Source organism: Actinopolymorpha singaporensis (assembly GCF_900104745.1).
In the GTDB taxonomy this organism is placed as follows: domain Bacteria; phylum Actinomycetota; class Actinomycetes; order Propionibacteriales; family Actinopolymorphaceae; genus Actinopolymorpha; species Actinopolymorpha singaporensis.
The window spans coordinates 686,467-712,106 of the sequence record NZ_LT629732.1 but is presented as its reverse complement, the minus strand read 5'-3'; the positions used below and the strand labels follow the sequence as shown (position 1 = coordinate 712,106).

The 25,640-nt window shown below is 70.8% G+C and carries 25 protein-coding genes; 13 read left to right on the top strand and 12 right to left on the bottom strand.

Annotated features, from left to right (window positions below; all coding sequences use genetic code 11):
- Positions 1-38: 38 nt before the first annotated feature.
- The 5 genes from BLU27_RS29735 to BLU27_RS03250 form a co-directional block, all read right to left on the bottom strand.
- Positions 39-386 carry an excalibur calcium-binding domain-containing protein gene (locus tag BLU27_RS29735; RefSeq protein WP_197681655.1) on the bottom strand — a complete coding sequence of 116 codons (348 nt, stop codon included), beginning with the start codon at positions 384-386 and terminating at the stop codon, positions 39-41.
- A gap of 207 nt (positions 387-593) precedes the next feature.
- Positions 594-998, bottom strand: coding sequence for a PPOX class F420-dependent oxidoreductase (locus BLU27_RS03265; RefSeq protein WP_092650430.1), 405 nt, complete (start codon positions 996-998; stop codon positions 594-596).
- Between the two features lie 152 nt (positions 999-1,150).
- The gene (locus BLU27_RS03260; RefSeq protein ID WP_172804830.1) at positions 1,151-1,480 is read right to left on the bottom strand and encodes a GNAT family N-acetyltransferase; all 330 of its coding nucleotides are present in this window, start codon (positions 1,478-1,480) and stop codon (positions 1,151-1,153) included.
- The gene (locus BLU27_RS03255) at positions 1,477-2,205 is read right to left on the bottom strand and encodes a ribonuclease FAU-1 family protein (RefSeq protein WP_197681654.1); all 729 of its coding nucleotides are present in this window, start codon (positions 2,203-2,205) and stop codon (positions 1,477-1,479) included. The genes BLU27_RS03260 and BLU27_RS03255 overlap by 4 nt, the downstream gene beginning before the upstream one ends.
- 1 nt (position 2,206) lies before the next feature.
- Entirely contained in the window at positions 2,207-3,487 is a 1,281-nt protein-coding gene (locus BLU27_RS03250) for an apiosidase-like domain-containing protein (RefSeq protein WP_092650426.1), read from the bottom strand.
- A gap of 91 nt (positions 3,488-3,578) precedes the next feature.
- Here BLU27_RS03250 and BLU27_RS03245 point away from each other — a divergent pair, with 91 nt between their 5' ends.
- From BLU27_RS03245 to BLU27_RS03235, 3 genes are all read left to right on the top strand, one after another.
- Positions 3,579-4,583, top strand: coding sequence for a DMT family transporter (locus BLU27_RS03245; protein WP_197681653.1), 1,005 nt, complete (start codon positions 3,579-3,581; stop codon positions 4,581-4,583).
- Between the two features lie 76 nt (positions 4,584-4,659).
- Positions 4,660-5,022 carry a YciI family protein gene (locus BLU27_RS03240; RefSeq protein ID WP_241827758.1) on the top strand — a complete coding sequence of 121 codons (363 nt, stop codon included), beginning with the start codon at positions 4,660-4,662 and terminating at the stop codon, positions 5,020-5,022.
- A 36-nt stretch (positions 5,023-5,058) separates the two neighbouring features.
- Entirely contained in the window at positions 5,059-6,276 is a 1,218-nt protein-coding gene (locus tag BLU27_RS03235) for an RNA polymerase sigma factor (protein WP_092650422.1), read from the top strand.
- Positions 6,277-6,439: 163 nt separating this feature from the next.
- Here BLU27_RS03235 and BLU27_RS29730 read toward each other — a convergent pair whose 3' ends face one another.
- The 3 genes from BLU27_RS29730 to BLU27_RS03220 all read right to left on the bottom strand — a co-directional run bounded on the left by BLU27_RS29730 (position 6,440) and on the right by BLU27_RS03220 (position 9,609).
- Complete coding sequence (locus tag BLU27_RS29730; protein ID WP_197681652.1) at positions 6,440-7,285, bottom strand: carboxymuconolactone decarboxylase family protein; 846 nt, start codon at positions 7,283-7,285, stop codon at positions 6,440-6,442.
- A gap of 154 nt (positions 7,286-7,439) precedes the next feature.
- Positions 7,440-7,826, bottom strand: a complete 387-nt coding sequence (locus BLU27_RS03225; RefSeq protein WP_092650420.1) for an MmcQ/YjbR family DNA-binding protein — start codon at positions 7,824-7,826, stop codon at positions 7,440-7,442.
- Positions 7,827-7,920: 94 nt separating this feature from the next.
- The gene (locus tag BLU27_RS03220) at positions 7,921-9,609 is read right to left on the bottom strand and encodes an FAD-dependent oxidoreductase (protein WP_092650418.1); all 1,689 of its coding nucleotides are present in this window, start codon (positions 9,607-9,609) and stop codon (positions 7,921-7,923) included.
- A 211-nt stretch (positions 9,610-9,820) separates the two neighbouring features.
- Here BLU27_RS03220 and BLU27_RS03215 point away from each other — a divergent pair, with 211 nt between their 5' ends.
- From BLU27_RS03215 to BLU27_RS03200, 4 genes are all read left to right on the top strand, one after another.
- Complete coding sequence (locus BLU27_RS03215; RefSeq protein WP_092650416.1) at positions 9,821-10,429, top strand: ParA family protein; 609 nt, start codon at positions 9,821-9,823, stop codon at positions 10,427-10,429.
- A 16-nt stretch (positions 10,430-10,445) separates the two neighbouring features.
- Positions 10,446-11,396 (top strand): nucleoside hydrolase, encoded by a 951-nt coding sequence (locus tag BLU27_RS03210; protein WP_092650414.1) that lies wholly within the window; start codon positions 10,446-10,448, stop codon positions 11,394-11,396.
- 306 nt (positions 11,397-11,702) lie between these two features.
- Positions 11,703-13,388 (top strand): alkaline phosphatase D family protein, encoded by a 1,686-nt coding sequence (locus BLU27_RS03205; RefSeq protein WP_241827757.1) that lies wholly within the window; start codon positions 11,703-11,705, stop codon positions 13,386-13,388.
- 41 nt (positions 13,389-13,429) lie between these two features.
- A complete protein-coding gene (locus tag BLU27_RS03200) occupies positions 13,430-14,371 on the top strand; it encodes a galactose-binding domain-containing protein (RefSeq protein ID WP_157728186.1) in 942 nt (313 codons plus the stop codon).
- A gap of 37 nt (positions 14,372-14,408) precedes the next feature.
- Here the strand turns inward: BLU27_RS03200 and BLU27_RS29725 are convergent, their stop codons facing one another.
- On the bottom strand, positions 14,409-16,400 hold the full coding sequence (locus BLU27_RS29725) for an HNH endonuclease signature motif containing protein (protein ID WP_197681651.1): 1,992 nt from the start codon (positions 16,398-16,400) through the stop codon (positions 14,409-14,411).
- A gap of 329 nt (positions 16,401-16,729) precedes the next feature.
- Positions 16,730-18,112: a phosphoribosyltransferase gene (locus BLU27_RS03190; protein WP_092650410.1), complete on the bottom strand. Its 1,383-nt coding sequence runs from the start codon at positions 18,110-18,112 to the stop codon at positions 16,730-16,732.
- Between the two features lie 365 nt (positions 18,113-18,477).
- Between BLU27_RS03190 and BLU27_RS03185 the strand changes: the two genes are divergently transcribed.
- From BLU27_RS03185 to BLU27_RS03170, 4 genes are read left to right on the top strand one after another with little or no spacing between them, the layout of a single operon-like run.
- The gene (locus BLU27_RS03185) at positions 18,478-19,251 is read left to right on the top strand and encodes a sigma 54 modulation/S30EA ribosomal C-terminal domain-containing protein (RefSeq protein ID WP_092650408.1); all 774 of its coding nucleotides are present in this window, start codon (positions 18,478-18,480) and stop codon (positions 19,249-19,251) included.
- A 60-nt stretch (positions 19,252-19,311) separates the two neighbouring features.
- On the top strand, positions 19,312-19,734 hold the full coding sequence (locus tag BLU27_RS03180) for a CBS domain-containing protein (protein WP_092650406.1): 423 nt from the start codon (positions 19,312-19,314) through the stop codon (positions 19,732-19,734).
- An 8-nt stretch (positions 19,735-19,742) separates the two neighbouring features.
- Positions 19,743-21,299 (top strand): bifunctional aminoglycoside phosphotransferase/ATP-binding protein, encoded by a 1,557-nt coding sequence (locus BLU27_RS30765; protein WP_197681650.1) that lies wholly within the window; start codon positions 19,743-19,745, stop codon positions 21,297-21,299.
- 28 nt (positions 21,300-21,327) lie between these two features.
- The gene (locus BLU27_RS03170; protein ID WP_092650404.1) at positions 21,328-22,347 is read left to right on the top strand and encodes a sigma-70 family RNA polymerase sigma factor; all 1,020 of its coding nucleotides are present in this window, start codon (positions 21,328-21,330) and stop codon (positions 22,345-22,347) included.
- A gap of 105 nt (positions 22,348-22,452) precedes the next feature.
- Here the strand turns inward: BLU27_RS03170 and BLU27_RS03165 are convergent, their stop codons facing one another.
- Complete coding sequence (locus BLU27_RS03165; RefSeq protein WP_092650402.1) at positions 22,453-22,890, bottom strand: DoxX family protein; 438 nt, start codon at positions 22,888-22,890, stop codon at positions 22,453-22,455.
- Between the two features lie 258 nt (positions 22,891-23,148).
- Between BLU27_RS03165 and BLU27_RS31075 the strand changes: the two genes are divergently transcribed.
- The gene (locus BLU27_RS31075) at positions 23,149-23,622 is read left to right on the top strand and encodes an STAS domain-containing protein (protein WP_197681649.1); all 474 of its coding nucleotides are present in this window, start codon (positions 23,149-23,151) and stop codon (positions 23,620-23,622) included.
- Here the strand turns inward: BLU27_RS31075 and BLU27_RS03155 are convergent.
- Complete coding sequence (locus BLU27_RS03155) at positions 23,533-24,549, bottom strand: sigma-70 family RNA polymerase sigma factor (RefSeq protein WP_092650398.1); 1,017 nt, start codon at positions 24,547-24,549, stop codon at positions 23,533-23,535. The genes BLU27_RS31075 and BLU27_RS03155 overlap by 90 nt on opposite strands.
- A 367-nt stretch (positions 24,550-24,916) precedes the next feature.
- On the opposite strand from BLU27_RS03155, the gene BLU27_RS03150 reads away from it, so the two are divergent.
- Positions 24,917-25,618 (top strand): N-acetylmannosamine-6-phosphate 2-epimerase, encoded by a 702-nt coding sequence (locus BLU27_RS03150; protein ID WP_092657090.1) that lies wholly within the window; start codon positions 24,917-24,919, stop codon positions 25,616-25,618.
- The last annotated feature ends 22 nt before the right edge of the window (positions 25,619-25,640 follow it).

Sequence of the window (25,640 nt, the reverse complement as noted above, 5' to 3'; positions counted from 1 at the left end):
GGGGATCGCCCACGCCCGCCCGTGCACGTTTCGGCTTGTCAGGCGGTCGCCCCGCCGCCGGTGTGGATCAGCGACGGCAGCCGGATGCCACCGTTGTCGTCGGCGTCTTGGCGGCTGTTGCTGTTGCTGTCGTCGTTGCTCTTGCCGCTGTCGCTCCCGCCACTGCTGCCCTTGGGGCGGTGCGGCAGCGTCTCGCAGGCGATCCCGTCGTTGTCCCGGTCGAGGTCGTTCGGGTCGGACCGGTCCTGGTTGTAGACCGCCTGCGCGTCTTCCTGATAACGGAAGTCGTCACAGTTGTACTTGTCGTCGTCCGCGGTGGCGATGCCGACAAGACCGAGCGTAGCCAGAACGCAGGTGGCCAGAACGGCCGCAATCTTCTTGTACAAGGTTGGTCCCCCACTGAGTGCTTGGCGTCCTCCGAGAGGCGCCAGGACCGGATCTCGTCCGGACCCAGTGAGCAGAAGTCGTGAGCGACCCAACAGGTTGCGAAGCTTTTGAAAGTTTCTTTGTGAAAGCAAGAATGGGCCGTGGTTGACCTCGCCCGCCAGGTCCTCGGCGCGCGCTCACTCCGATGCCCAGACAGGCTTCGACACTCAGGCGGACTTCGGCCAGCGGGTGATTCTCTCCGGAGTCACGCGCACGATGATCCGACCGGTCTCCGAGGCGCCCTCGGCGGGGGCGCCTCCCAGGTACTTCAGCAAGAGCTCGTGCGGAAGGCGACTGTCGGGGTCCGGGACGATGCCGGCCGTACCGCGAATCTCGGTGTACGTGTAGGGCTCGTCGGGTGGGCTGATCAGCATGCTGATCCGCGGATCGCGGGCGAGGTTCCTGCCCTGGACACGATCGTCGATGGTGGAGAAGAGCAGCTCGTCACCATCGCGCTTCACCCAGACGACGGTGAGGTGCGGCTGTCCGTCCGGCAGCAGGGTCGCCACGGTGGCGAACACCTTCTCCTCGTCGACGAGTTTCTTCAGTTCCTCGGGCAGAACGGCGGTCATGGCGGGCTCCTCACCACGGCGGACGGGCCGGCCGGGAGTTGCGCGGTCGGTCCCTTCAAAGGAGTACGTACGCCATTCGGCAACCCGCTACCGGCGCACCGCATTCCGCGCGTACGCCCCTTGACTCCCCAGCACGCCGCCGGTGAACTCGGTCAGAGCCCCGGCAGCGCTTCGTCGTGCAGGATCCGCTGGAACAGATGGCAGTCCTGCCACTCGCCACCGACGTGCAGGTAGCGCGGTGCGGTACCGATCTGCTCGAACCCGGACTTGCGCAGCACGCCCTGGGAGGCGGCGTTCGCGACGATGGTGGACGCCTCGACGCGATGCAGGCCCATCTCGTCCCGGGCCGCCTGACAGACCTGCTGCACACCGCGAGTCGCCAGGCCGCGGCGGGTGTAGCCGACGTCGATCCAGTACCCGAGCGTCGCGCTCCGGAACGCGCCCAGAATGATCGTGGACAAGGTGAACTCGCCCGCGATCACGTCGCCGTCGACCAGGTGCCCGGGCTGTCCCGCCTCGGGAGCGCGAGCTGTTCCAGCCCGACCGCGGTCATGTCGACGCGTGGCGCTGCCAGGGTAGGGAGGTCCCACCAGGTCGGCAGCGGTGTCGGGCCCCAGCCCGGCTCGGGGAGGTAGTCGCACCACGTGCCGTCGAACGGGAACTCGCCTCGGTCGATCGCCTCCGTGACCGCCTCCGCCCGCGCCCGGATCACCTTCGCCTCCGCCGCGGTCCAGAACAACGGATGACCGGTCTGGTCGGCGAAGTCGTCCTCGTCCTTCCACTCCCACCGGCGATCGGGCCGGACGAGGACGTCCAGGGCGAAGTCGAACACGTCGATGCCACCGCTCCATCGCAGCACAGGGGACTCGAGGTTGACGTACCACCCGAGCAACTCGCCGGGAGTGTCGAAGGCCCACGCAACCGAGTGCCCGGCGTCGGCCGGGGTGAGGATGAGCGTGCCGAAGCGCTCGTGCGGGGTGGGCGCAAGCATGGTCGGCATCGCGAGTTCCTCGGCGTACGGCAGGTGCCTGGTGGGCTCGCCGTGCAGGTCGACCCGGCGCATGGTGGTGGAGCCCGCACCGATCCAGATCGCCAGCCCGCGCTCGTCGTCGGCGACGACCCGTGCGCACTGCACGGCCGCCAACCGGCCGTCGGGATGCAGACACCGCCGGACGACCACCTGCCCGGGCCGGAACGCAACGGCCATGTCAGCGGGTCCGCTCGGCGACGACTAGTTGGTCGGACAGGCTCGGCAGCTGTCGCAGCCGCGTCCGGCCGTTCCCGAAAACCGGGTCGACGGTGACCGGGGCGCGTTCGGCGAGGTCCCAGCCGGTGAGGCGGTGGCCGCGCAGATCGAACAGCACCTCGGCGTCCCGGCTGTACGGCAGGTAGAGCACGAGGAGGTCCCGTTCGGGACTCGCCCCCAGCCGGAGCACCTCACCGGCGCCGTCGGCGAGCAACTCCTGCGCGGGCGTGAGGCGGTAGAGCCGGTGGTCGACGAACAGCCGAGCCATCAGCGAGATGTCCAGCGCGCCTGGGAAGCCCAGCGCGGTCGGCCACGGGTACGGCTCCAGCGACGCGCCGCCGGAGGTGAACCGCGCGCTCGGTGAATGCCACATCCACATGCCGTGCGCGCCGTACCCGATCCCCGCGGCGGCACCCGCCAGCACGCTCGTCCAGCTCGCCCGGCGTACGTCGTCGCGGCTCCACCGGCCGTGCCCGTTGACCCTGCCGTGCTGCTCGTACGCCGGTTCGGCGGCGAGCAGCGGCTTGCGAGGGGAACGAGCGAGGTAGGGCACGGCCTGCTGCCATGCCAGGTCGACGTTGCGTACGTCGTGGCCGGACTGGTGGCAGAAGAAGTCCAGCGCGTCGGCGAGGTCGTCCGGCAGGTCGGCATGCGGAGCCGAGTGGGTGGTGAGCAGGCAGCGTGGCGCGGTCTCGCGCAGGTGGGCGGCCGCCTCGACATAGGCCGAGTTCGCCTCCGGGACGCGGTAGTTGTCGTCCCCGCCGACGGCGATGACCGGCTCCAGGTCACCGAACGTGCGGGCCACGCGCTCGACGTACGCGCGCCGATGCCTGTCGGGCATCACGGCGTAGGGCGTGCGGGCCGCGGCCCAGGTGCCCGGAACGTAGTTGTTCCACAGCACGACGAGCAGCAGCCGGAGGCCGTACTCCTCGTGCGCGATCCGGGTGAACTCCCGCGCCTGGGCGAAGTAGCCCTCGTCGGGCCGGCCGAAGTCGGGGTGTCCGGCGCCGTCGAGGGCGAACGGCTCGCGCGAACCGGCCCGCTCGTCCCGGTCGTGCAGGATCGGCAGCACCGACACGGCCACACAGGTGAAACCCTGCAGGCGGCGGGTGGCGAGATAGCTGCGCCACTCCTCCTCGCCGGGGTCGGCGAAGCTGCTCCATGCCGTGTCCATGACCAGCGGAAAGAACGCCTCACCCAGACGCAGGTGAGTGCCCGACGGGTCCACGGTCAGCCGCGACATGTGGGGGAACGTACCAGTCAGCTCGGACAACTAGTGTGGGCCGCCGGGCAGACGCGGGACGATGCCGAGACGACCGGGAGGCGACGACGTTGTGAGCGAGGCAGCGGGTCCCACGGCGGGTCCCACGGCGGGTCACACGGCGCGGGACAGGACGTGGCTGGGACGTCATCCGGGGCCGGTACTGGCCGCCGGCGCGCTCGGTGTATCCGGCTCGGCGGTCCTCATCGACCTGTCCCGCACGTCACCGGGCACCGCGTCCTTCTACCGCTGCCTGCTCGCCCTGCCGCTGCTCGCCCCGCTGGTCGCGCTGGAGCGCCGGCGCTCGGGTGTGCTGTCGCGGCGCCTGCACCTGTTCGCCATGGCGGCCGGCGTGCTGTTCGCGGGCGACATGTTGTTGTGGACGCAGGCGATCGCCGAGGTCGGCGCCGGGCTGTCGACCGTGCTGGTCAATCTGCAGGTCGTGTTCGTGCCCCTGCTCGCCTGGCTCGTCGACCGCGAACGCGTCACTTCACGGTTCCTGGTGGTCCTTCCGCTGCTGCTGGTGGGGGTGGCGCTGACGGCCGGCGTCGTCGACGGCGGGGCGGCCGGGAGCAGGCCGGTGGCCGGCGCGGTGCACGCCGGGCTGGCCGCGCTGTGTTACTCGGGGTACCTCTTCCTGCTCCGGCGCGGAGGCCACGGCGGTCCGGTGATCGCGGCGTACGGCGACGTCATCGCGACCGCCGCGGTCGTCTCGCTCGTGCTGGGTGCGGTCTGGCACGGCGTGGATCTCTCGCCGGGCTGGACCGCGATCGGCTGGCTGGCCCTGGTGTCGGTGTGTGGGCAGGTGATCGGCTGGCTGCTGGTGGCCCTCGCCTCCCCGCGGCTGCCCAGCCACATCGGGGCGATCCTCCTGCTGTTCACCCCCGTGGGCGCGGTGGCGCTGGGCGCGCTGGTCCTGCACGAACGCCCCACCGCGGCGCAGTTGCTGGGCTGCGTACTGATCCTCGGATGCGGATACTTCGCCTCCCGCGGTCGAGGAGAAGACGTACGGAAAGCCCGTGAAGATCGGGCGGGCGCGGATGTCGATCCGGGCGGGTCGAGTTCGTTTAGACGGTGACCGGCGCCGAGACTGGCCAGGAGTGGTCATCCGACCAGGAGCCGGTGAGACCGAACGAGGAGAACCGGAGGACACCGTGACGAAGCACTACCTGCTCAGCATCCAGCAGCCCGACGGGGGGCCGCCCGCCCCGGAGATCCTGGAGCCGATCATGACCGACGTCGCGAAGTTCAACGACGAACTCCGCGAAGCGGGCGCCTGGGTCTTCGCCGGCGGGCTGCACGAGCCGACCACGGCCACCGTGGTCCGTTACGACGACGGCGAACTGCTCACCACCGACGGCCCGTACGTCGAGGGCAAGGAGCACGTCGGCGGCCTGTCGATCCTCGCGGCGGAGGATCTGGACGAGGCTCTGGAATGGGGCCGAAAGCTGGCCCGGGCGACCCGGCTGCCGATCGAGGTGCGCCCCTTCCAGGGCGAGCCGGACGACCACCTCTAGATCCCCGGGTTGCCACGAGCCCTCGGGTCCCTGTTGATGCCGGCGATCACCACGGCGGACATCGAACGCGTGTTCCGCGCGGAGTACGGCCGCGCGGTCGCGGTGCTGGTCCGCGTCCTCGGCGACATCGAACTCGCCGAGGAGGCGGTCCAGGACGCGTTCGTCGCGGCAGTGGAACGCTGGCCGGCCGCCGGGCTTCCGCCGAGCCCCGCGGGCTGGATCATCACCACCGCCCGCAACCGCGCGATCGACCGGCTTCGGCGGGAGTCGTCCCGCGCGGACCGGCACGCCCAGGCCGCCCTGCTGCACGCGGCCACCGAACCGTCGGAGGAGGGTGCCGTGCGTGACGAACGGCTGCGCCTCATCTTCACCTGTTGCCACCCGGCGCTCGCGCCCGCCGCGCGGGTGGCGCTCACGCTGCGGCTGCTGGGCGGCCTCACCACCGCCGAGATCGCCCGGGCGTTCCTGGTGCCCGAATCCACCATGGCGCAGCGCCTCGTGCGGGCGAAGGGCAAGATCCGCGACGCCCGGATCCCGTACCGCGTGCCGAACGAGGCCGATCTCCCGGAGCGGGTGCGGGCGGTGCTGGCCGTCCTCTACCTCATCTTCAACGAGGGGTACGCCGCGAGCGGCGGCGAGCATCTCGTCCGGGCGGAGCTGTGCGCGGAGGGGATCCGGCTCGGCCGCGTCCTCGCCGACCTCATGCCGGACGAACCGGAGGCGCTCGGCCTGCTGGCGCTGATGCTCCTGGTCGAGTCCCGCCGGCCGGCACGCACGAGCGCGGACGGCGACCTGATCCGGCTGGCCGACCAGGACCGCTCACTGTGGGACCGGGCACTGGTCACCGAAGGCCAGTCGCTCGTACGCCGGTGTCTGCGGCGCGGACGACCGGGGCCGTACCAGATCCAGGCGGCGATCAACGCCGTGCACAGCGATGCGCCCACTGCCGCCGCGACGGACTGGGTGCAGATCGTCGCGCTGTACGACCAGTTGCTGGCGCTCGGCCCGAACCCGGTCGCGGCGCTCAACCGCGCGGTCGCCGTCGCCGAGGTGGAGGGTGCGGCGGTGGCGCTCGCGCTGGTCGACGAGCTGGACCTGGGCGGCTACTACCTGTTCCACGCCATCCGGGCGGACCTGCTGTGCCGGCTGGGCCGGGACGAGGAGGCGATTCGCGCGTACGGCACGGCCATCGCGCGCAGCGGCAACAACACCGAGCGGGCCTTCCTGGAGCGGCGGAGAGATCTGCTTACCTGACGGAACCTGCCTGAACCGCGTGCTCGACTGAACCGCCTGCTCGACCGGCAGACCCGCCGCCAGGAGACGACCAGGGCGCCGTGTCAAGTGGACCTTGACGCGGCGCCCGATGGTGACCGGCCGACAGGTGAAGGGTCTGCCAGACGGATCTGCCGGCGGTGGCCTACTGATCGCGCTTCATCCAGCCGCTGACCTTTCCGCGCAGCTTCTCCTCGATGGTCTCGTCCTTCTCGCCCTCTCCTGTCGCGGCGCCTTCCTCGACACGTCCCTCAGTGGCCTCGCGGGCGCCGGTGACGCCCGACGCACCCTGTTCGCCCTCGGGGGCGCCGACGAAGCGTTCCTCCCTGGACTCTTCGTACGTCGCGGCACCACCACCCGCCGGGCCGCCCTGTTCGATCCTGCTTTCCTCGCGTCGGCCTTCCTCGATCTTCTCCTCACCGAGCCGGCTTTCCCCGAGCCGTCCTTCCTCAGGCTCGGTGACTGCCCCCTCGCCGCGCTGCCCCGGTATCGCGGTTGCGGTGCCCGCACCTGCCGCTCCTCCTGCTGCCGCTCCTCCTGCTGCCGCTCCTCCTGCTGCCGGGCCGCCAGCAGCGCCCTCGCCGGCGCCTTCGACGGGACGTCCTACCGGGCCTTCTTCCATGCCCTCCTCGGTGAGGTCCTCCTCGCGTACGTACTCAGCTGCGAGGTCGGCCAGTCCGAACGCCCGCAACACGTTGCCCGCGGCGTCGACGACGCGCGAGCTGCCGACGATCGGCGCGATGGCGACGCAGACGCCCTGCGCGTCCTGTACCGTCAGGCCCGCTTCCCGGGCCACTGCGAGGTTGGCGAAGTACGACGCGGGTGCCGCGTCCATCGCGATCAGTGCGGCAAGTCGGGCGATGTGGTACGTGCGTGCGTCCAGTTCGGAGTTGGGCAACGTGTCGACGTTCATCTGGGCAAGCTGGGCGAAGATCGGGTGCTCCCCGTGCGAAAAGGCTCCCAAGGTTCCTTCAGGTGTCTGTGCCGTCATGGCGTTTCCTTCCTGACAGACCGGGCGGCCCAGAACTGATGTCTGCCGCCCCCCACAGACCCCACAAGACATCGCGGCGTGCACTGCGCCTCACCCCGATCGGGTGAATCAGGGCCAGTTCGGTCCAACGCCGCGCGCCCGTCCCGCGGAACCCCTAGCCGCGGGCAGCGTCGAACTCCTTCACCAGTTGACGCGGTGCCTGGCAACGCCACGCGTCGGTCAGCAGTTCCTCGAGCTCGTCGACCGGTACGTTGGCCAGCCGGACGAGCACGGCCGGGTATCCGTTGTAGTGCGGCTCGGTGAAGTACTTCTCGCTGTCGGCGGCGAGCAGCGCCTGCTTCTCGCCCTCGTTCGCCACCCGTACCGCCAGCACCTCCGGCTGTGGCACCCGGGCCTTCTTCGGGTGGACGCGCTCCATCCACACCCAGGCGAAGCCGCGGTCCTTGCCCTTGTTCCGTACGGAGAACCCGAACCGGTCCTCTCCCTCGGAGGTGTCCGGCAGCGCCAGCGCGATCCGGCGTACGTCATCCTGGTCGGCCATCCTGACCTCCGGTCTCCGGTCTCCGGTCTCCGTCCCGTCACGCGGCGCCGTCCTGGCGAGGATCCTGCACCGGACCGCACCGGCTGTCGAGCCCCTACTCGACCAGTTGCGGGTACGGAGGGCGCCGGCTGGTGGACAGGGTGCGGATCTCCCGGGGCCAGGCCAGCTCGATGCCGAGCCCGTCGGCCAGCAGGCGCTGGTAGTCGCCTCGCCGCGCGGGTTCCGCGTACACCTGCCGGGGACGCAGGCCGTCGTCCAGGCAGTGCGCCACCAGGGCGCCGACCGCCTCGCCGATCGCCCACTCCACCGGATGCAGGCGGTAACAGCCGTTGGTGATGTGGGTGGAGCCGATGTTCTTGTTCGCGGGCAGCAGGTTGTCCATCCGCACCGGGACAAGGGCGCCGAGCGGGATCTGGAACGGGTAGGAGTCGATGTCGACGTACGTCCGGCCGGCGGTGCTCGGGTGCAGGTCGATCCGGTAGTTGCCGAGGCCCACGGAGTCGTCGAACTGCGCGGGCCCCTCCGGTCCGGCGGCCTCCACCCCGACGTGCAGTTCGGTGACGGTGAACTCCGCCCGGATCCGGCGGGACTCCCGGACGTAGGGCCGCATCGCCAGCCCGTCGGCCGTACCCGTGACGTCCGGGCGCAGCCGCAGCCCCGGATACCCCTCGCCGCCGTCCTCACGCGGGGCGCTCGTCTGCATCCAGTGCAGCAGAGACAGGGACAGCTCCCGACTTTCCCGCAGGGCGCGGGCCCGGTCGGCGTCGTCGACGCCCAGCAGCGGCGTCTCCCAGTAGTCGTTCTGGGGCCAGTTGACCAGCGTCACGTCGGAGTCGATCAGCGGCTCGCCGGAGTCCCGGCGGTAGTGCGTACGGGCCACGATCCGGCGGTAGTGCCAGAAGTCACGGGAGCCGTCGGCGTCGGAGTCGCCGACGAAGATCGGGCGGTGGCGGGGTTCGAGTGTTTCCGGGGCGACGTCCGTCCAGGACAGCTGCGGGCCGGGCCAGAACGGCGCGACGTGCGTACGCCAGTGCTCGTAGCTCGCCGGCGGTTCGACCGTGTGGTCCTCGCCGGGCCGGTGCTCGATGGCGAAGCACCAGGTGATCGCCTGCTGGTCGAGCGGGTTCGCGGTGGCGGGCGCATGCGGCTCGCCGGTCTGGTCCTGTCCCTCCGCCCCCACGACGTGTTCGACGCCGCCGAGCGCGAGCAGGTCGCCGAGCTCGGTGGCGTCCACGACGTACGCGGCGGCGACCGTCACCTCGCCACCCTCACCGCCCCCGCCGCCCTCGCCTCCGGCGCCGCCCTCGCCTCCGGCGCCGCCCTTGGAGTCACGCAACGTCACCGCCTCCACCGAGTCGCCCCGCCCGTGCACCGTCACCGGCGCGTGGTGCAGCAGGACGATCAGCCTCCCGGCCGTGAGGTAGGGCGCCAGCAGTTCGTGGATCGCGGTGACGGCGGCGGCTGGTTCGGCGCACAGCGGGCTCACCGAACCCTTCCCGGGGTTGAGCAACGGGTCGTCGGCCGCCTCCTTCGTCAACGGCAGGTTGCGGCGGTAGAAGTCGCGGATCCGCCGGCGCAGGTCGCGGTAGCTGGGTGAGGCGTACCGGCTCTCGATCCACGGGTGCTCGTCCGGCGGCACGGCCTGGCTGGTCAGCTGCCCGCCCAGCCAGCCGCTCTCCTCGGTGAGTACCACCCGCCGGCCCAGCCGCAGCGCGGTCAGGGCGGCCGCGACCCCGCCCAGGCCGCCGCCCACCACCAGCACGTCGGTCCGCGTCTCCCGCATCGCCCTCGCTCCCGTCCTCTGCCGTTCGCTGTGCCGTTCGTTCTGCCGTTTGCTCGGCTGTCCGCTGTGCCGTTCGCTCTCCGGGCCGCCTTCCGTCCGTCGACGCTACCGGCCGGCCCCGGCGGGCGGCACCGCGTCGGCGGCCACTTCAAGACACGTCCATGGGCGCGGGTCTCGTGCCGAGGGCCCTCGGCGAGGTAGCGTCAGGCAGGTGATCGTGGTATCAGCCGCACTGAAGGGCGGGGTCGGCAAGACGACCACGTCCGTCTACCTCGCCGCGCTCGCGGCCTCCGGCCGGCGTTCGGTCACCCTCGTGGACGCCGACCCGCAGGCCAGCGCCGCCGAGTGGATCGAGTACGCCGCCGACGAGCGGCTGCTGAAGGTCTCCGTCGTGGAGGCGCCCACCGAGCGCCTGCTCGGCAAGGCCCTGGACCGCGCCGGCGCCGACGACGTGGTGGTGGTCGACACGCCTCCGGCACATGAACGACTGCTCACCAGGGCGCTCGGCAGAGCAGACGTCGTGGTGATCCCGACCCGGGTGGGTGGCATCGAGACGTCCCGGGTGGAGGCTGTGCTCGAGGTCGTACCCCCCGACACCCCCACCGGGCTGGTGGTGTGTTCGGCCCGCACCTACACCCGCAGCTACCAGGAGGCGCTCGGGTCCTGGTCGGAGTCCGGCATCACGGTGTGGGGGACGGTGCCCGAACGCGTCGCCATCACAGCCGGTCCTGACGGTCCGCTGTGCCCCGACGGTCTGGAGGCGTACCGCCAGGTGTGGCGCCGAGCCCAGACCGCCGCCCGCTCGGCCAGAGCTCGTTAGCCCGTAGGCTCGCCACATGCTTCCGGTGCACGCGCGTACCCTCCCGTCCCAGCGCCGCGTCATCATCGACACCGACGCGAAGAACGAGGCCGACGACCAGTTCGCGATCGTGCACGGTCTCCTCTCGCCCAGCCTGGACGTCCGCGGGATCGTCGCCGCTCACTTCGGCATGCGCCCCGGCCGCAGCGAGCGCAGCATGCTGGACAGCCGCGAGGAAGTCGACCTGCTGCTCGAACTGATGGGCCTGACCGGCAAGGTCAGGGTCGAGAACGGTTCTCCGTACGCGCTGCCGGACGAGCTGACGCCGATCCCGTCGCCGGGCGCCGAGCTGATCGTCGAGGAGGCGATGCGCGAGGACGAGGGGCCGCTCTACGTGGCGTTCTTCGGGCCGCTGACCGACATGGCCGCCGCGCTGCTGGCCGAGCCACGGATCGCCGATCGCGACGTCACGGTGGTCTGGATCGGCGGACCGTCCTACGGGCCGGAGCCCGCCGCGAACCGGCCGGAGTTCAATCTGGCCAATGACATCGTCGCCGCCAACGTCGTCTTCGCCTCCGCCCTCGAGGTGTGGCAGATCCCGCGGTCGACGTACGTCATGACCGCCGTGAGCTACGCCGAACTCGACGAGAAGGTGGCCCCGTGCGGTGAGCTCGGCGAGTACCTCGTACGCCAGCTGGTCGAGTGGAACGCCGTCCACGCGCATAGTCCGATGGAGTACCGCTCCCTGGGCGACTCACCGGCGATCGGCGTTCTCCTGAACGAGAACTGCGGCCGCATCGTCGAACGCCCCGCGCCGACCTTTCGCGCCAACGGCAGCTACGACCTGGACAGGACGCACCGTCCGATCCGGGTCTACGAGACGATCGACTCCCGCTTCCTCCTCGAGGACTTCTTCGCCAAGCTCCGCCAGTTCGCCCGGGCGGACAGTCAGTCCGCGAGAGCGGCGGACGACCGGTTCGCCGAGTAGGTTCACCGAACAGTTCACTTCCGAGTTGTTCGTCTTCCGTTCTCCTGACGTGGGTAGAGCGGTTTCGGCAACAATTCGATGATGGTCTCGACTAGGCAAATTCTCGGCCCGGCGAATTGCCGGGAGGAGTTTTCGGCCCTATCTCTGTCAGTGAACACCCGGCTGCCAGTGAAGACCCGTCTGTGTCAGCGAAGTCGGCCTCTGCCGGCGAGGACCTGGCATTGACACGTGATAGCTGTACCCGTGTGACTGTGCGAGTCGTCGTCCGGATTTCTGGTTGCAGTTGGTCATGTCAGGGGGCTGGCGTTGGCAAACCTACGACGTCACTGGGAACGCGAGGAACACGCACTCTGGGACCGGCGCGAGTTCGTGCGGCTGAGCGGAATCAGCGCGTTCGGGCTCGCGTTCAGCATGGTCGACCGTACGGCGACGCACACCACCGCGGCGCCGTCGTTCCGCACCGACCCGTTCACCCTCGGCGTCGCCTCCGGTGACCCGCTGCCGAACGCCGTGGTGATCTGGACCCGGCTCGCGCCGGATCCGATGGACTCCTTCGGCGGGATGCAGCCGACGAGGTACGCGGTCGAGTGGCAGGTCGCCGAGGACGAGGCGTTCCGTAAGGTCGTCCGGGACGGCGCGGTGCTCGCGCTGCCCGAGTACGTCCACTCGGTTCACGTCGACGTGGACGGCCTGCAGCCGGACCGGGAGTACTTCTACCGCTTCCGCACCGGCCCGCGGATCTCCCCGGTCGGCAGGACTCGTACGGCTCCGGCACCGACCGCGAACCTCGACCGGCTCCGGTTCGCGGCAGTCTCGTGCGCGGCGTGGTTCGACGGTTACTACACCGCGTACAAGCATCTCGCCGACGAGGACCTCGATGTGGTCTTCCACCTGGGTGACTACATCTACGAGTACAGCGTCCAGACCAACGGTGGGCGCCCCGGTTATCCCGCACTGCCGGACAAGTACAACCGGGTCACCACGTTGCTCAGCGACTACCGGGACCGGTATGCGCTCTACAAGCTCGACCCCGACCTGCAGGCCGCCCACGCGGCGTTCCCGTGGATCGTCACCTGGGACGACCACGAGGTGGTCAACAATTACGCGGACGAGTACCACCCGAGCATGCCACCGGCCGACTTCCTGGTGCGGCGGGCGAACGCCTACCGGGCGTACTGGGAACACATGCCGTTGCGGTTGCCGCAGCAGCCGGTCGGCCCGGACGCCGCGTTGTACCGGCGGTTCACGTACGGCCGGTTGGCGGAGTTCAGCGTGCTCGACACCCGGCAGTACCGCTCCGACCAGGCCTGTGGCGACGGTCTGAGGACCGACTGCGCCGAGCGCCTCGACCCGTCGCGGACTTTGCTCGGCGCCGAACAGGAAGCGTGGCTGCTGGACGGCCTCGGTGCCTCCCGGGCCCGCTGGAACGTGATCGCGCAGCAGATCATGCTGTCGCAGCTGGACTTCACCACCGATCCCGGCGGGGCGTTCAGCATGGACCTGTGGGACGGCTACAAGCCCGCCCGTGACCGAGTGGTCGGCGGGCTCACCGAACGCCACGTCACCAACCCGGTGATCCTCTCCGGTGACTTCCACCGCGCCATGGCCGCGGAGGTGAAGACGGACTTCGACGATCCGGCCTCGGCCACGGTGGCGACGGAGTTCGTGGGAACGTCGATCAGCTCCGGCATGGACGGCGCGGACCGTGACGAATACGCCGAGCCTTTCCTGGCCAACCAGCACGTGAAGTTCTACAGCGCGCTCCGCGGGTATGTGCGGTTCGACCTGACCGAGCAGGAGTTGCGGTCGGACTACCGGGTGGTGCCCTACATCCGCCAGCCCGGCGCGCCTGTGCAGACCAGGGCGACCTTCGTGACCGAGGACGGCCACCCAGGTCTGCAGCCGGTTGCCGACAACCCGACGCTGGGCGCCCTCCGCTACTCGGAGAACATCCAGCCGCCCGAGCCGCTGCAGTACCCGCCGGACAAGTAGCCGGCCAGGAACGGCCCGGTCAAATGGGAGGGGAGCTCGAAGTGAACGAGGGCAAGGGATCTCGAACACTGGTCGGATCGCGGCGGCGAATTCGGTACCCGGTGGCGCTCGTCGCGGCGTGCGTCACCGGAGTGCTCGCGTTGGCCGGGTCGGTGAGCGCACCGGCCTCGGCCTCGGTCGGAAACGCGGCGCCGCCGGGTGCTGACAACCTGACGTTGACGGCGACGCCGAGCGCGCTGCAGATCCTGGCCGTGCCCTGCGGTGCGCGGACGGTCGACGTCGCCGTACGCAACGACTCCTCGCAGGCGACCTACGCTGACGTCCTGCTCTACCCCGACGCTCCGCTCAGCGCGTCGCCCGACGTGATCTCCAGCTACCTGCCGGCGGGATACACACTGCACACGCCGGTCCTGGTGTCCGCGCCGTTGGGCAGCAGCGACGCCGACGCCCAGATCACAGTCAAGGCCGGCCGGACCGGCCGCGGATCCCAGATCTCGGTCCCGGTCGTGGTGAAGGCGGCGCCGAGCGGGCCAGGGGCGAACCTCGCGATCTCGTCGACGGTGAGCGCGTCGTCCACCCACGCGAACTTCAGGGCCTGCGGCGCGATCGACGGGAACAGCAACTCCGCCGACTGGCAGACCGCCACCGGGTGGAACGACGGCAGTTCGCGGGTCTTCCCTGACTGGCTGGCGGTCACGTTCGCCCAGACCCACCAGGTGAGCCGCGTCGACATGTACACGCTGAACTCAACTCGCTACCCCGCGACCCGCTACGGCCTGCGCGACTGGGACGTGCAGGTGTGGGACGCCGGCGCCAACGGTGGCAGCGGTGACTGGCGTACGGTCGCCAGCGTGCGCGGAAACGCCACCGGCTTGGTCAGCTCGACCTTCGATCCGGTCTCCACGACCGCGGTGCGCGTGCTCGTCATCGCTTCGAACGACGCGACGTACTCCCGCATCGTCGAACTCGAGGTCTACCAGTGATCGGTGACCGGGCCGCGCGTTGAGGCACCTGGCCACGTCAGTTCCTCGCGGCCTGCGAATCGAGGATCACGCTGACGGCGTAGTCGAGGTCCAACGGGTCGCCTGACCACCAGGGCGGAGTGAGCACGTCCTCACCGAGTGCTCGCCGGACGTCGACCCAGCGGTCGAGTACGGACCGGGCGAGATCGCCGTCGGGAATGGTTGCGCTGGGAACGTGTGCGCCGCCGGTCCCGCGGAGGTGCGTGTTCGTGGGCCCGTGGGCGGCCGCGCCGGTGGGCCTGCCGACGGCCGCCGCGCCGGGGATGCCCGGTAGCGAGGGCGTCGCCGGAACCTCGGTGCCGTCCGGCCGGTAGAAGCCGAAGGCTCCTCCGGGGCGGGCTGCGAACGTGTGGCCACCTTCGTGGACGAGCCAGTGGTGGAACCGGCAGATCAGAACGAGATTGCCCAAGCTGGTCTCGCCGCCGTGGCACCAGTGGCGTACGTGGTGGACCTGGAGTCCGTGCCGGGTGGTGCATCCAGGTGCCTGGCAGGCGTGGTGCGCGCGGATCCTGACCGCCCGTGCGGTGGCGGCTCGCGGAAACCTGGTGGGGTCGCGGAGGTCGCGGATCTGGCCGTCACCGCCGAGGTGGACGGCTGTCACCGTCGCCTCGCAGGCCAGGCGGTCCGCGGTCTCCGGCGCGAGCGGAACGCCGTCGTCGAGGTGGTCGGCCCGGTGTGGATCGGGGCGCGGAGTCTCTTGACTGGGGGAAGGAACGGCGCTCGGGGTGAACCTCCCCGGATCCGCCGCGGGGTTCAGATGGACGATGACGCGGTACCTGTCGGCGGAGTTGAGGAATGCCGGCGTGTTGGACAGCAGGGTCTCCGCCATCAGGACGAGCGCATCGGCGGCCAGCGCCCCGCGGTGGCGGTGCGGGACGGCTGGCGGTATGTCGCCTGGTGGTACGCCGTTGGCCGAGGTCCGGCCCGGCCGCCGGGATTCCCCCGCGGAAGAATCCGACCGTGGATGGTCTGTCGCGGGCCGGCGGCCTGGTCCGGCTGGGGTGGTGTCGCCGGGACCTGGAGTCGGGACTCCCGGAGTCGGGGCTGCCCAGGTGTCGGTCGGACCGGTGGGCTTGGTGGTGCCGGTGGGCTTGGTGGTGCCGGTGGGCTTGGTGGTGCCGGTGGGCTTGGTGGTGCCGGTGGACTTGATGGTCCCCGGGGCACCGGTCGTCTCGGGGACCGGGGCAGGTGCTGCAGGGGAGGCTGACGGAACTGGTGAGGCTGGTGGTGCGGTTGTCGGCCGTGGCGCGGGCTTCCTGGCGAGCAGGGTGTCCAGTGCGGCTTCGAGCGCCGCGACGACCGTCGCCCCTTCGTCGGGGGCCAGCCTTCCGCGAATGACCAGTGAACCGTCCTCGTCGTAGAACCACCTGACCCCGCGCCGCATGGCTCGCCGGTGGTTCTGCTCCTGGGAGCGCGCTGCCGAACAGCCCCGAGCGATCCGGTCGAGTTGTGAAGCGGTGGCACTTCGCGCGAGGTTGAGCAACTCGTCCTCGGCGTCTGCCGCGGTCTCCATGCCGGCCTCGCCCTCGGCGTCTGCGTCGGCGTTGGTGGATCCATCGGAGGGGGAGGTCGGCTGAGCGGTCTCGTCTCCGGACCCGACCCGATCTGCGGGGGACGAACGGTGGTCGGCGCCGGCGATCCTGGTGAGGGCACGCACCTTGGAGTACGACAGCCGACCGGCGGCGAACTCCGCGGCGATCTTCGGGAGGTCCTCCAGTGCCCGCCCGACACGGAGGTGTTCGTACGCGGCGGACAGGCTCATGCCGCAACGCCAGGACAGCCACTGTGCGGCGGATCTGCACCCGGACGCACGCCAGCCCCCGCGCCGGTCGAAGGCGCCGATCAGCCGCAACCACTCGTGCGTGGCGATGGCGATCCTGGAAGCGAGGTCGCAGATCTCGGCCTCCAGGCCCTCGAGTGACCTGGGGGCACCCTGGCCGGCCGTGCTGGTGCCCGTCGCAGCTCGGCCCATCGCGCTGGACTCGGACACCCTCGGCGCCGGCGCATCTGGGGCATCCGAAGGTCGGCGGCCGTCTGGAGGCGCAGAGGTGGATGCCGGCGGAGACTCTCCTCCTCCGGCGCATGCCTGGTCTGATGCTGCTGGACGGGGGATCCGTGCCCCGGGCGCGGCGGCAGACACGGGGGCGTCCTTCGACACAGCGGTGAAAGTCCCTGCGGAGGCATTGCAATCGCTCATGTGTTCGATGGTAGACCCGGCCGCCGACAGGGTGGCTGGTTCCGGGAACCGGCTCGTTCGGCGAGTCGGCGGGGACTCCTCGCGGATTCTTCCGCGGAAGCCGCCCGTGCGCGGTCGGATCGTCAGTGGGAGGCCTTGGCGCGCAGGTGGCTGGTGAACCAGCGGGTGGCCTCGGCCGCGACCGCCTCGAGGGTGCCGGGTTCCTCGAACAGGTGGGTGGCGCCGGGTACGACGTGTACGGACTTCTCGCAGCGCAGGCGCCGGGCCGCGTCGAGGTTGAGGTCGACGACGAGCGGGTCGTGGCCGCCGACGATCAGCAGTGTCGGCGCCTGGACGAGTTCGAGGTCGGATGCGGCGAGGTCGGGTCGGCCACCTCGGGAGACCACCGCCGCGATGTCGGCCCGGGGTCTGCCGGCCACAGACTCGCCTGCCACAGACTCGCCTGCCACAGACTCGCCGGCCGCCGACAGGGCTGCCGCGGACAGCGCCGCGGCGGCACCGGTGCTGGCGCCGAAGTAGCCGATCGGCAGGTCACGCGTCGCGGGCTGCTCGCGCAGCCAGCCGGTGACCTCCACCAGCCGGCCGGCCAGCAGGGGTATGTCGAAGACGTTGGTGCGATCGCTTTCTTCCGCGGAGGAAAGCAGGTCGAACAGCAGGGTGCCCAGGCCGGCGTCGTTCAGCGCGGAGGCGACGTACCGGTTACGCGGACTGTGCCGGCTGCTGCCGCTGCCGTGCGCGAACACCACCAGGCCGGTCGCGTTCTCCGGCAGCGTGAGATGTCCGGCGAGGTGCTGCCCGCCAGCCGGAATGGTGACCTCCTCGTCCAGGGCGGGCGGATCGTCGCCAGGGGCTGTGTGGGCAGCGTGGGCCGCGTCCTGCGCCTCGTGCAGCAGCGCGACGACCTCGCTGTCGGGCGTCTGCCGGAAGTCGGCGTAGAACTCCCCGATGGCGAAGAACGACTCCGGGGTGTCCAGGCAGACGACCTCGTCGGCGGCCTTCGAGAGATGCTCGACCGCGCGTGGGGAGGCGACCGGCGAGGCCAGAATCGTGCGGGCCGCGCCGAGCTGGCGGGCCACCTGGCACGCGACCCAGGCGGTCGACCCGGTGGCGATCCCGTCGTCGACGACGATGACCGTACGACCGGCCAGCCGCGCCGGGGGGCGATTGCCGCGGAACGCCTGCGCGCGCCGGGTGAGTTCGGCGCGTTCACGTTCCTCGACCGCCTGGAGCTCCTGCGGTCGAACGCCGGCCGTTCGTACCAGCGACTCGTCCACGAACCGCACGCCGCCCTCGCCGATCGCCCCCATCGCGAGCTCCGGCTGAGTCGGCACACCCAGCTTGCGGACGACGAGGACGTCGAGCGGCGCGTCGAGTGCCCGTGCTACCTCGAACGCCACCGGCACGCCGCCCCGAGGGAGCCCGAGAACCACCACGTCGGGTCCTTTGTGGGACATCAGCCGATCGGCGAGCTGTCGGCCGGCCTCCTTCCGGTTCGCGAAGAGCATCGTCAGCCTCCTCAACCTCGGGACGACCTCTGAGCCAACGGGTCATACCCACCGCGGTGGGGGTCATGATCGGGGATCGAGTTCGATCCAATGCCCGTACGGCGGGAAATCACAGTGGCGAAAGTCCGTCGGCGAGCCGCTGACAAGCGGTCACCGAGCCGTACCGACCTCGGGCCGGGCTCGGGCCGGGCTCGGGCCGGGCGCGGGCCGGGCTCGGGCCGATCTCGGGCCGGGGTGGCGCCGTTGATCCTGGGTGACCTTCGTCCCTGGCCTGGGACGTGCGGACCGGCGAGCGTGCTGGTGGGGGCACGTGCGTCGCGGGAGTGCCGGGGCGGGCCGGATCGGACGCGAGCCGAGGGGGACCGATGGCCAGATCAGCACACAGGTCGACGGCGGCACCGGGAGCTGTGGAGAGTACGCCGGTCGAGGTGACGGTCCGGGGCGAGGTGCCCGAGGAGGCCGCCGCGTACGCCGTCCGCAAGGTCGAGAGTGTCCTGGAGGCCACCCGCGCACGTGCTCTGTACGCGCATGTCGTGGTTGTCGTCTCAGAGAACCCGGCCCAGGACCAGCCGGTTCGGGTCGAGGTGGGCCTGGATGTCGACGGCGTACCCGTACGGGCTGTGGTCAGCGGGCACGACGCCTTCGAGGCCGCCGACTTGATGAAGGACCGGTTGCGTCGCCGGCTGGTACGCCTGCGGGACCGGGAGCGTACCCGCCACCGTTGGACCGGCGAGGCGAGTGAGCACGAGTGGCGGCACGGCGACCAGCCCCGTCGCCCGGAGCCGCACTTCCCGCGCCCGGTCGAGGAGAGGACCGTCGTACGCCGCAAGACGTTCGCGCTGGTGCCGCTGACGGCGGAGGAGGCGGCGTACGAGATGGACGTCCTCGACCACGACTTCTACCTCTACACGGACCGGGAGACCGGACGGGACGCCGTGATCGTGCGGAGCGGAGTGCGGGATGGAGTCGACCTGGAGCCACTGAACCTGGAGCCGCCGACCCTGAGCGAGGCGGCAGCGCGGGAACGGCTGGACGCGGGCGGTGAACCGTTCGTCTTCTACCTGGACCCCGAGACCGGACGGGGCCGGGTCATGTACTGGCGGTACGACGGCCACTACGGACTGATCAGCGCGGAGTGACCGAGGAGCCGTACAAGCCGTACGAACACAGAGGGAGCCGTACGAACAAGGAGGTTCGAGATGACGACCGCACGGGAGATCATGCACGCCGGAGTCGAATGTGTCGGCGAGCACGAGAACCTGCAGAACGCCGCCCGCAGGATGCGCCAGCAGAACGTGGGCGCGCTGCCGATCTGTGGCGACGACGACCGGCTGCACGGAATCCTCACCGACCGGGACATCGTGGTGAAGTGCGTGGCGGCCGGTGGCGACCCCGCGCTGATGACGGCGGGCGAGCTGGCGCAGGGATCGACGTTCACGGTGAACGCCGACGACGACATCGAGAACGTCCTCCAGGTGATGGAGGAACACCACATCCGCCGGTTGCCGGTGATCGAGAACCACCGGCTGGTCGGCATGATCAGCGAGGTGGACCTCGGCCGCCACCTGAGCGAGGACCAGGTGAGCCACTTCGTCGAGGTCGTCTCGGCCGCGAAGACCTGAGCCAGATCTTGGACGGCGCATTGGAGGAGGAGGGTACGGCCGACGAGTTCGCCACCGCCGCGCTGGCCGAGAGCCACTCCGCGGTGGTGGTGTTCGTCGGTGACCGGGCGTACAAGGTGAAGAAGCCGGTCGACCTCGGCTTTCTCGACTTCACCACGGTGCGTGCCCGGGAGGACGCGTGCCGCCGGGAGTTGGACCTCAACCGGCGGCTCGCTCCGGACGTCTACCTCGGCGTTCGCCACGTCGTCGACGACGCGGGCGAGACCCGGGACTGGGTGCTGGTCATGCGCCGGATGCCGTCCGCGCGCAGGTTGTCGACGTTGGTCGAAGCCGGCGTGGACGTACGCCACGACCTGCGGGAGCTCGCCCGGATGCTGGCCGCCTTCCACGCCCGCGGTCGGCGCGGTGCGAAGGTCGCGGCCGCCGGCCGGCCCGCCGCGCTGCTGCACCGGTGGCGTGACAACCTGGCCGGGACCGAACCTTTCGTGGGCGAGGTTCTGGATCCCGGGACGGTCGCCGAGATCGACCGGCTCGTGGAGCGGTACGTCGCCGGGCGGAGCGCTCTGCTGGACGCGCGGGCGCGGTCGGGGCTCGTCGTCGACGGACACGGTGACCTGCTGGCCGATGACGTCTTCTGTCTCCCGGACGGGCCGCGAGTGCTGGACTGTCTGGAGTTCGACGACGCCCTGCGGTACGTGGACGGGGTGGACGACGCGGCGTTCCTGGCGATGGACCTGGAACGCCTCGGATCACCCGGACTGGCCGAGAGCTTCCTCCGCTGGTACGGCGACTTCACCGGTGGGCTGCCGGTGGCGTCCCTGGTCCACCACTACGTCGCGTACCGGGCGTTCGTCCGGGCGAAGGTGGCCTGCCTGCGCTACCGGCAGGGAATGACGCCGGCTCGGGCCACGGCGCGGCAGTTGGCCGCCCTGACGCTCGACCACCTGCGGGCGGGGGAGGTCCGGCTGGTGATGGTGGGCGGCCTGCCGGGTACCGGCAAGTCGACCGTCGCAGGGGCGCTCGCGAACCGGCTGGGCGCGGTTGTGCTGCGTACCGACCAGATCCGCCGCGAGCAGCGAACCCCCCGGCTGCCCGCTCCACGTGGGGACACCGACGCCCTCCGGGGTCCGAGCGGCTACGGGCGTGGGCGGTACACGCCGGCGCGGGTGCACGCCGCGTACCGGGAACTGCTCACCCGTGCACGCCGCCTCCTCGCTCGGGGTGATTCGGTCGTTCTCGACGCCACCTGGAACGACGCCGCCCAGCGCGACGCGGCCAGACGGCTCGCCCGGGACACTTCCAGCACGCTGACGGAGGTCCGGTGTGTGGCGCCGGTGGAGGTCGCCGAGCAGCGGATCCGTGAGCGGGTGGGTGACCTGTCCGAGGCAACGGTGGAGGTGGCGCGGCGGATGGCGCGTACATACGCGCCGTGGCCGGAGGCGGTGGAGGTCGACTGCGCCGGCCGCCCCGAGGACGCGTCGGAGGCTGCCTGGGCCACGGTTCACGAGCCGTCGGAGAGCGGGTTGTCGGTGGGCTCGCCTACGGTTTCCCCACCGGCGACGTGATGCCGGTGAGGTGAGGGGAGCATCCCGCATGACCAGTCCCGTGGTGACGAACGACCAGCCGGCCGGCGACCTGGCGGCGAGTGACCAGCAAGCTGAGCTCGGCGACCTGCTCGACCGGCACCGGGTCGAGCTGACCGGCTACTGCTACCGCATGCTCGGCTCGGGATTCGAGGCCGAGGACGCCGTGCAGGAGACCATGCTGCGGGCCTGGCGTTTCCACGACCGGTACGACGGGAGGGCGTCGTTACGCTCGTGGCTCTACCGCATCGCCACCAACGTGTGCCTCGACGCGCTCGAGGGCCGCAAGCGGCGGGCCCGGCCGATGGATCTCGGGCCGGCGCAGACGGCGGACAACTTCGCTCTCGGTGAGCCGCTCCCGGACGCAGCGTGGGTGCAACCCGTTGTTGACGGGCAGGTGCTTCCCCCCTCGGGTGACCCGGCCGAGGTGGCGGTGGCCCGCGAGTCGATCCGGCTGGCGTTCGTGGCGGCGTTGCAGCATCTGCCGCCTCGCCAGCGCGCGGTGCTGATCCTGCGGGAGGTGCTGCGCTGGCGGGCGAGCGAGGTCGCCGAACTCCTCGAGACCAGCGTGGCCTCGGTCAACAGCGCGCTGCAGCGCGCCCGGGCCACGCTGGAAGCGATCGACGTGACCTCCGCCGACCCGATGCGGGTGGACGACGAAGGCCAGCAGAAGCTGCTGGCCCGCTACGTCGACGCGTTCGAACGCTACGACATGGACGCCCTGGTGGCCCTGCTGCACGAGGACGCCACCCTGTCCATGCCGCCGTACGCCCTGTGGGTGCATGGTCCGGCGGAGATCGCGACCTGGATGAGCGGCCCCGGCATCGGGTGCGCGGGCTCCCTGCTGGTCCCGGTCGAGGTGAACGGCTCGCCGGCGTTCGGTCAGTACCGTCGCGACCCGGCGGGTGGCCACGTCGCCTTCGCTCTGCAGGTGATCGAGGTCGCCGACGGTGCGGTGACGGCGATCAACGCGTTCCTCGACACCGAGAAGATGTTCCCGTTCGCCGGTCTGCCGCTGCGCCGGGACTGACCGTCGTCGCCCGAACGGCGACCCGGCGGAGCGGCAGCGCGGCGACCCGGCGGAGCGGCAGCGCGGCGACCCGGCGGAGCGGCAGCGCAGGCGGCGCGGCCTGGCTCAGCCGCGGCGGTGGAGCAGGCGGCTGAGGAGCTCGGTGGTCCGGCCGCGGCGCCCCCAGGCGATGAAGCCGACGACCACCGCGACGATCACCGGGGTGGCGGCGTTCTTGCCGTCCATGACGGTGATCTGGGTGATGAACGCGCCCACCATCAGGCCGATGAACGCCAGTCCGGCCAAGCCTGCAAGCAGCGGGACGAGCAGGGCGATCGCGCCGGCGAGTTCGAGGCTGCCGACGAGATACATGAACCAGTCGCCGAAGCCGATCTTGTCGAAGACGGCCGTCGCGGAAGGGTGTGCGATGAGCTTCGGGACCGCGCTCACCAGGAAGAAGGCGGCTGTGAGTGCCTGCACCACCCACAGCGTGACGTTCATCCGGCGGCTGGGCCGGTGGCCGGCACGGGTCTGCGAGGGGTGGGTGCTCTCTGTCGTGCTCATCGTGGTGTTCGCTCTCGTGGTCGTGGTGTTGTCTGTCGTGGTCGTGGTGTTGTCTGTCGTGTGCGTCGGGGTGCTCACTGTCGTCTCCAGCTCCGTGTTCTGCCGTCCGCGCCGGTTGTTTCGGTCACGCGGGTGTTTCCACGGGCTCTGACGACCGCGACGCGGCGAACTCATCGGTACCTGCGGGCGAACTTCCGACCAGGGGGATCCGGGCTCGGCGACCGATGAGTTGCGGACTGCCCGCGGGTCGAAGAGATCGTGAACGACAGGTGGGGAACACGAGGACGCCCCGGCGAGGACAGGCAGCCGGCGCCCGACACGAATGTGCGCGGTGAGCTGCTGGTCTTCCTGGAAGGGCCGATCGAGCGGTCGGAGATTCCGGACCTGTGCGCGCGTTTTGCGGACCTGGTGGGTGAGCGGCCCGGGAGGCGCGTCATCTGTGACGTCGCCGGGCTCACCGAACCGGACGCGGTCGCGGTCGAGGCGTTGGCGCGGCTGCAGTTGACGGCGCGCCGGCTCGGCTGCCGCCTCTGGCTGCGCCATGCCGGGTGCGGGTTACGGCAGCTGATCGCTCTGGCCGGTCTGGCCGACGTGGTGCCGTCCTTACCGGCGGGCACTCCCGCTCTGGGATGCCCGGGTGGTTCAGGGATCGAGGCGGGGCGGCAGTCCGAACAGCGGGAACCACCGGTCGGTGTCGAGGAAGTTGTTGAGCCCGACGATCCGGCCCCCTGAAATCTCGATGACCTGCAGCGCCCACGGCTCGTGGCCACCGTCGGCGGCCGGGCGGTACTGACCGAACGCGGGTGAACCGTTGGCGACGGTCGGCAGGAGCCGCGATCCCCGGCAGCCGCAGCCCGTGCCGAGCATCCACGCCCGGATCTCCGCGTGCCCCCGCAGCCACAGGTCGTACGGCGGCATCGAGAGCGTGGCGTCCTCGCGCAACAGCGAGGTGAGGGACTCCAGGTCGTAGCGCTCGAACGCGTCGACGTACCGCTTGAGCAGGTCGCGTTGCTCGTCGTTCAGCGGGGCGTACACGTCGGACTCGGTGACGTTGGCGGTCGCCAGCGTGGCGCGGGCGCGCTGGAGGGCGCTGTTGACCGACGCGACCGTGGTGCCGAGAAGCTCGGCGACCTCGTTGGCCCGCCAGTCCAGCACCTCTCGCAGGATCAGCACGGCTCGCTGGCGGGGAGGCAGGTGCTGCAACGCGGACACGAACGCCAGCCGGACAGTCTCCCGGCGGGCGGCCACCTCGGCGGGATCGGCGTCCTCGGGGACCACTCGCCCGTCGGGGATCGGCTCCAGCCAGGTCGCCTCGGGCAGCGCACCGGGAAGCGGCGCGGAGGCGGTGGCCGCGGCCTGGAGGTCCATCGGCCGGGCCCGGCGGTTGCGGCCGTTCAGCAGGTCGAGGCAGACGTTGGTGGCGATGCGGTAGAGCCAGGACCGGAAGGCCGCCCGGCCCTCGAAGCGGTCGAACGCGCGCCAGGCCCGTACCAGCGTCTCCTGCACGGCGTCCTCGGCCTCGAACCCCGAGCCGAGCATGCGGTAGCAGTAGCCGGTCAGCTCCGTCCGGTGGTGCGCCAGGCTTGCCTCCAGCTCGGCGGCGTTTCGCGGCACCTCGCGTACGTCAGTGGCGGTCACATCGGTCGCGGCTTCGGTCATCGGAAGGTTCTCCTGTCGATCAGCGCCGCGTGGGCGTCGATCAGCGGCCTCGATCCGCGCCGGCACCGGGCCTGGCGAGCGACGCGAATGTCCGGGCATCGTAACGGCCCAGTCCGACAGAGCGCACCTGCTTGAGGCTCCTGGTAGCGAATACGGGGCGACGAAGTGACGCTGCGAGGTCGCGGAGACTGGCTCAAAGGTCCGGATCAATCATCGATCCCAACGCTCGCTGTCTACGGTGAGCTGTCATCGAGTGCAGCCTGGCGACGCAGGCATTGGTACTGTCCTTTGTCTCGTCCCCTTCGTCATGACGAGCAGGAAAGCGGACGAGCAGACGACGAGCAGACGGCGAGTGAACGGAGTGCGGATGGCGACCGGCCCCGAGGTGAGCGCGGCGGTGCAGGCCCTCGAGGGCGGGCTCGTGGTGTCGTGTCAGGCGAGTGCCGGACATCCGCTGGCCGACCCGGAGATCATCGCGCGGCTCGCGGCGTGCGCCGAGGCCGGCGGGGCGGTCGGCGTACGCATCGAGTCGGCCGAGGACGTGCGCGCGGTGCGGCGCCGGATCGGGCTGCCCATCATCGGCATCCGCAAGGTCGACGTGGGCGCGCATCGTCCGTTCATCACGCCGGCGCTGGCCGACTGCGCGGCGCTCGCCGAGGCGGGCGCGGACATCATCGCGCTGGAGGCGGTTCCGGACAACCGGACCGACCCCGGTGAGGCGGCGGACCTGATCCGAGCCGTTCACGAGCAACTCGGCCGCCCGGTGATGGCCGACGTCGCCACCCTGGAGGAGGGCCTGGCCGCGTGGGCGGCCGGAGCGGACCTGGTGGGGACGACGTTGTCCGGCTACACCCTTGCCTCGGCGTCCCGCGTCGGCCCCGACCTCGCCCTGGTGGCCGACCTCGCGAGCCACGGGGTACGCGCCGTCCTGGAGGGCCGGGTGGACCGGCCCGAACAGGTCCGGGCGGCGTTCGAGGCGGGCGCGTGGACGGTGGTGGTGGGTACGGCGATCACCGACCCGATCTCGCTCACCCGCAGGTACGCGGCCGGTGTGCCCCGTGGTCGGTGAAGCCGTGGTCTCCGAAGCTCGC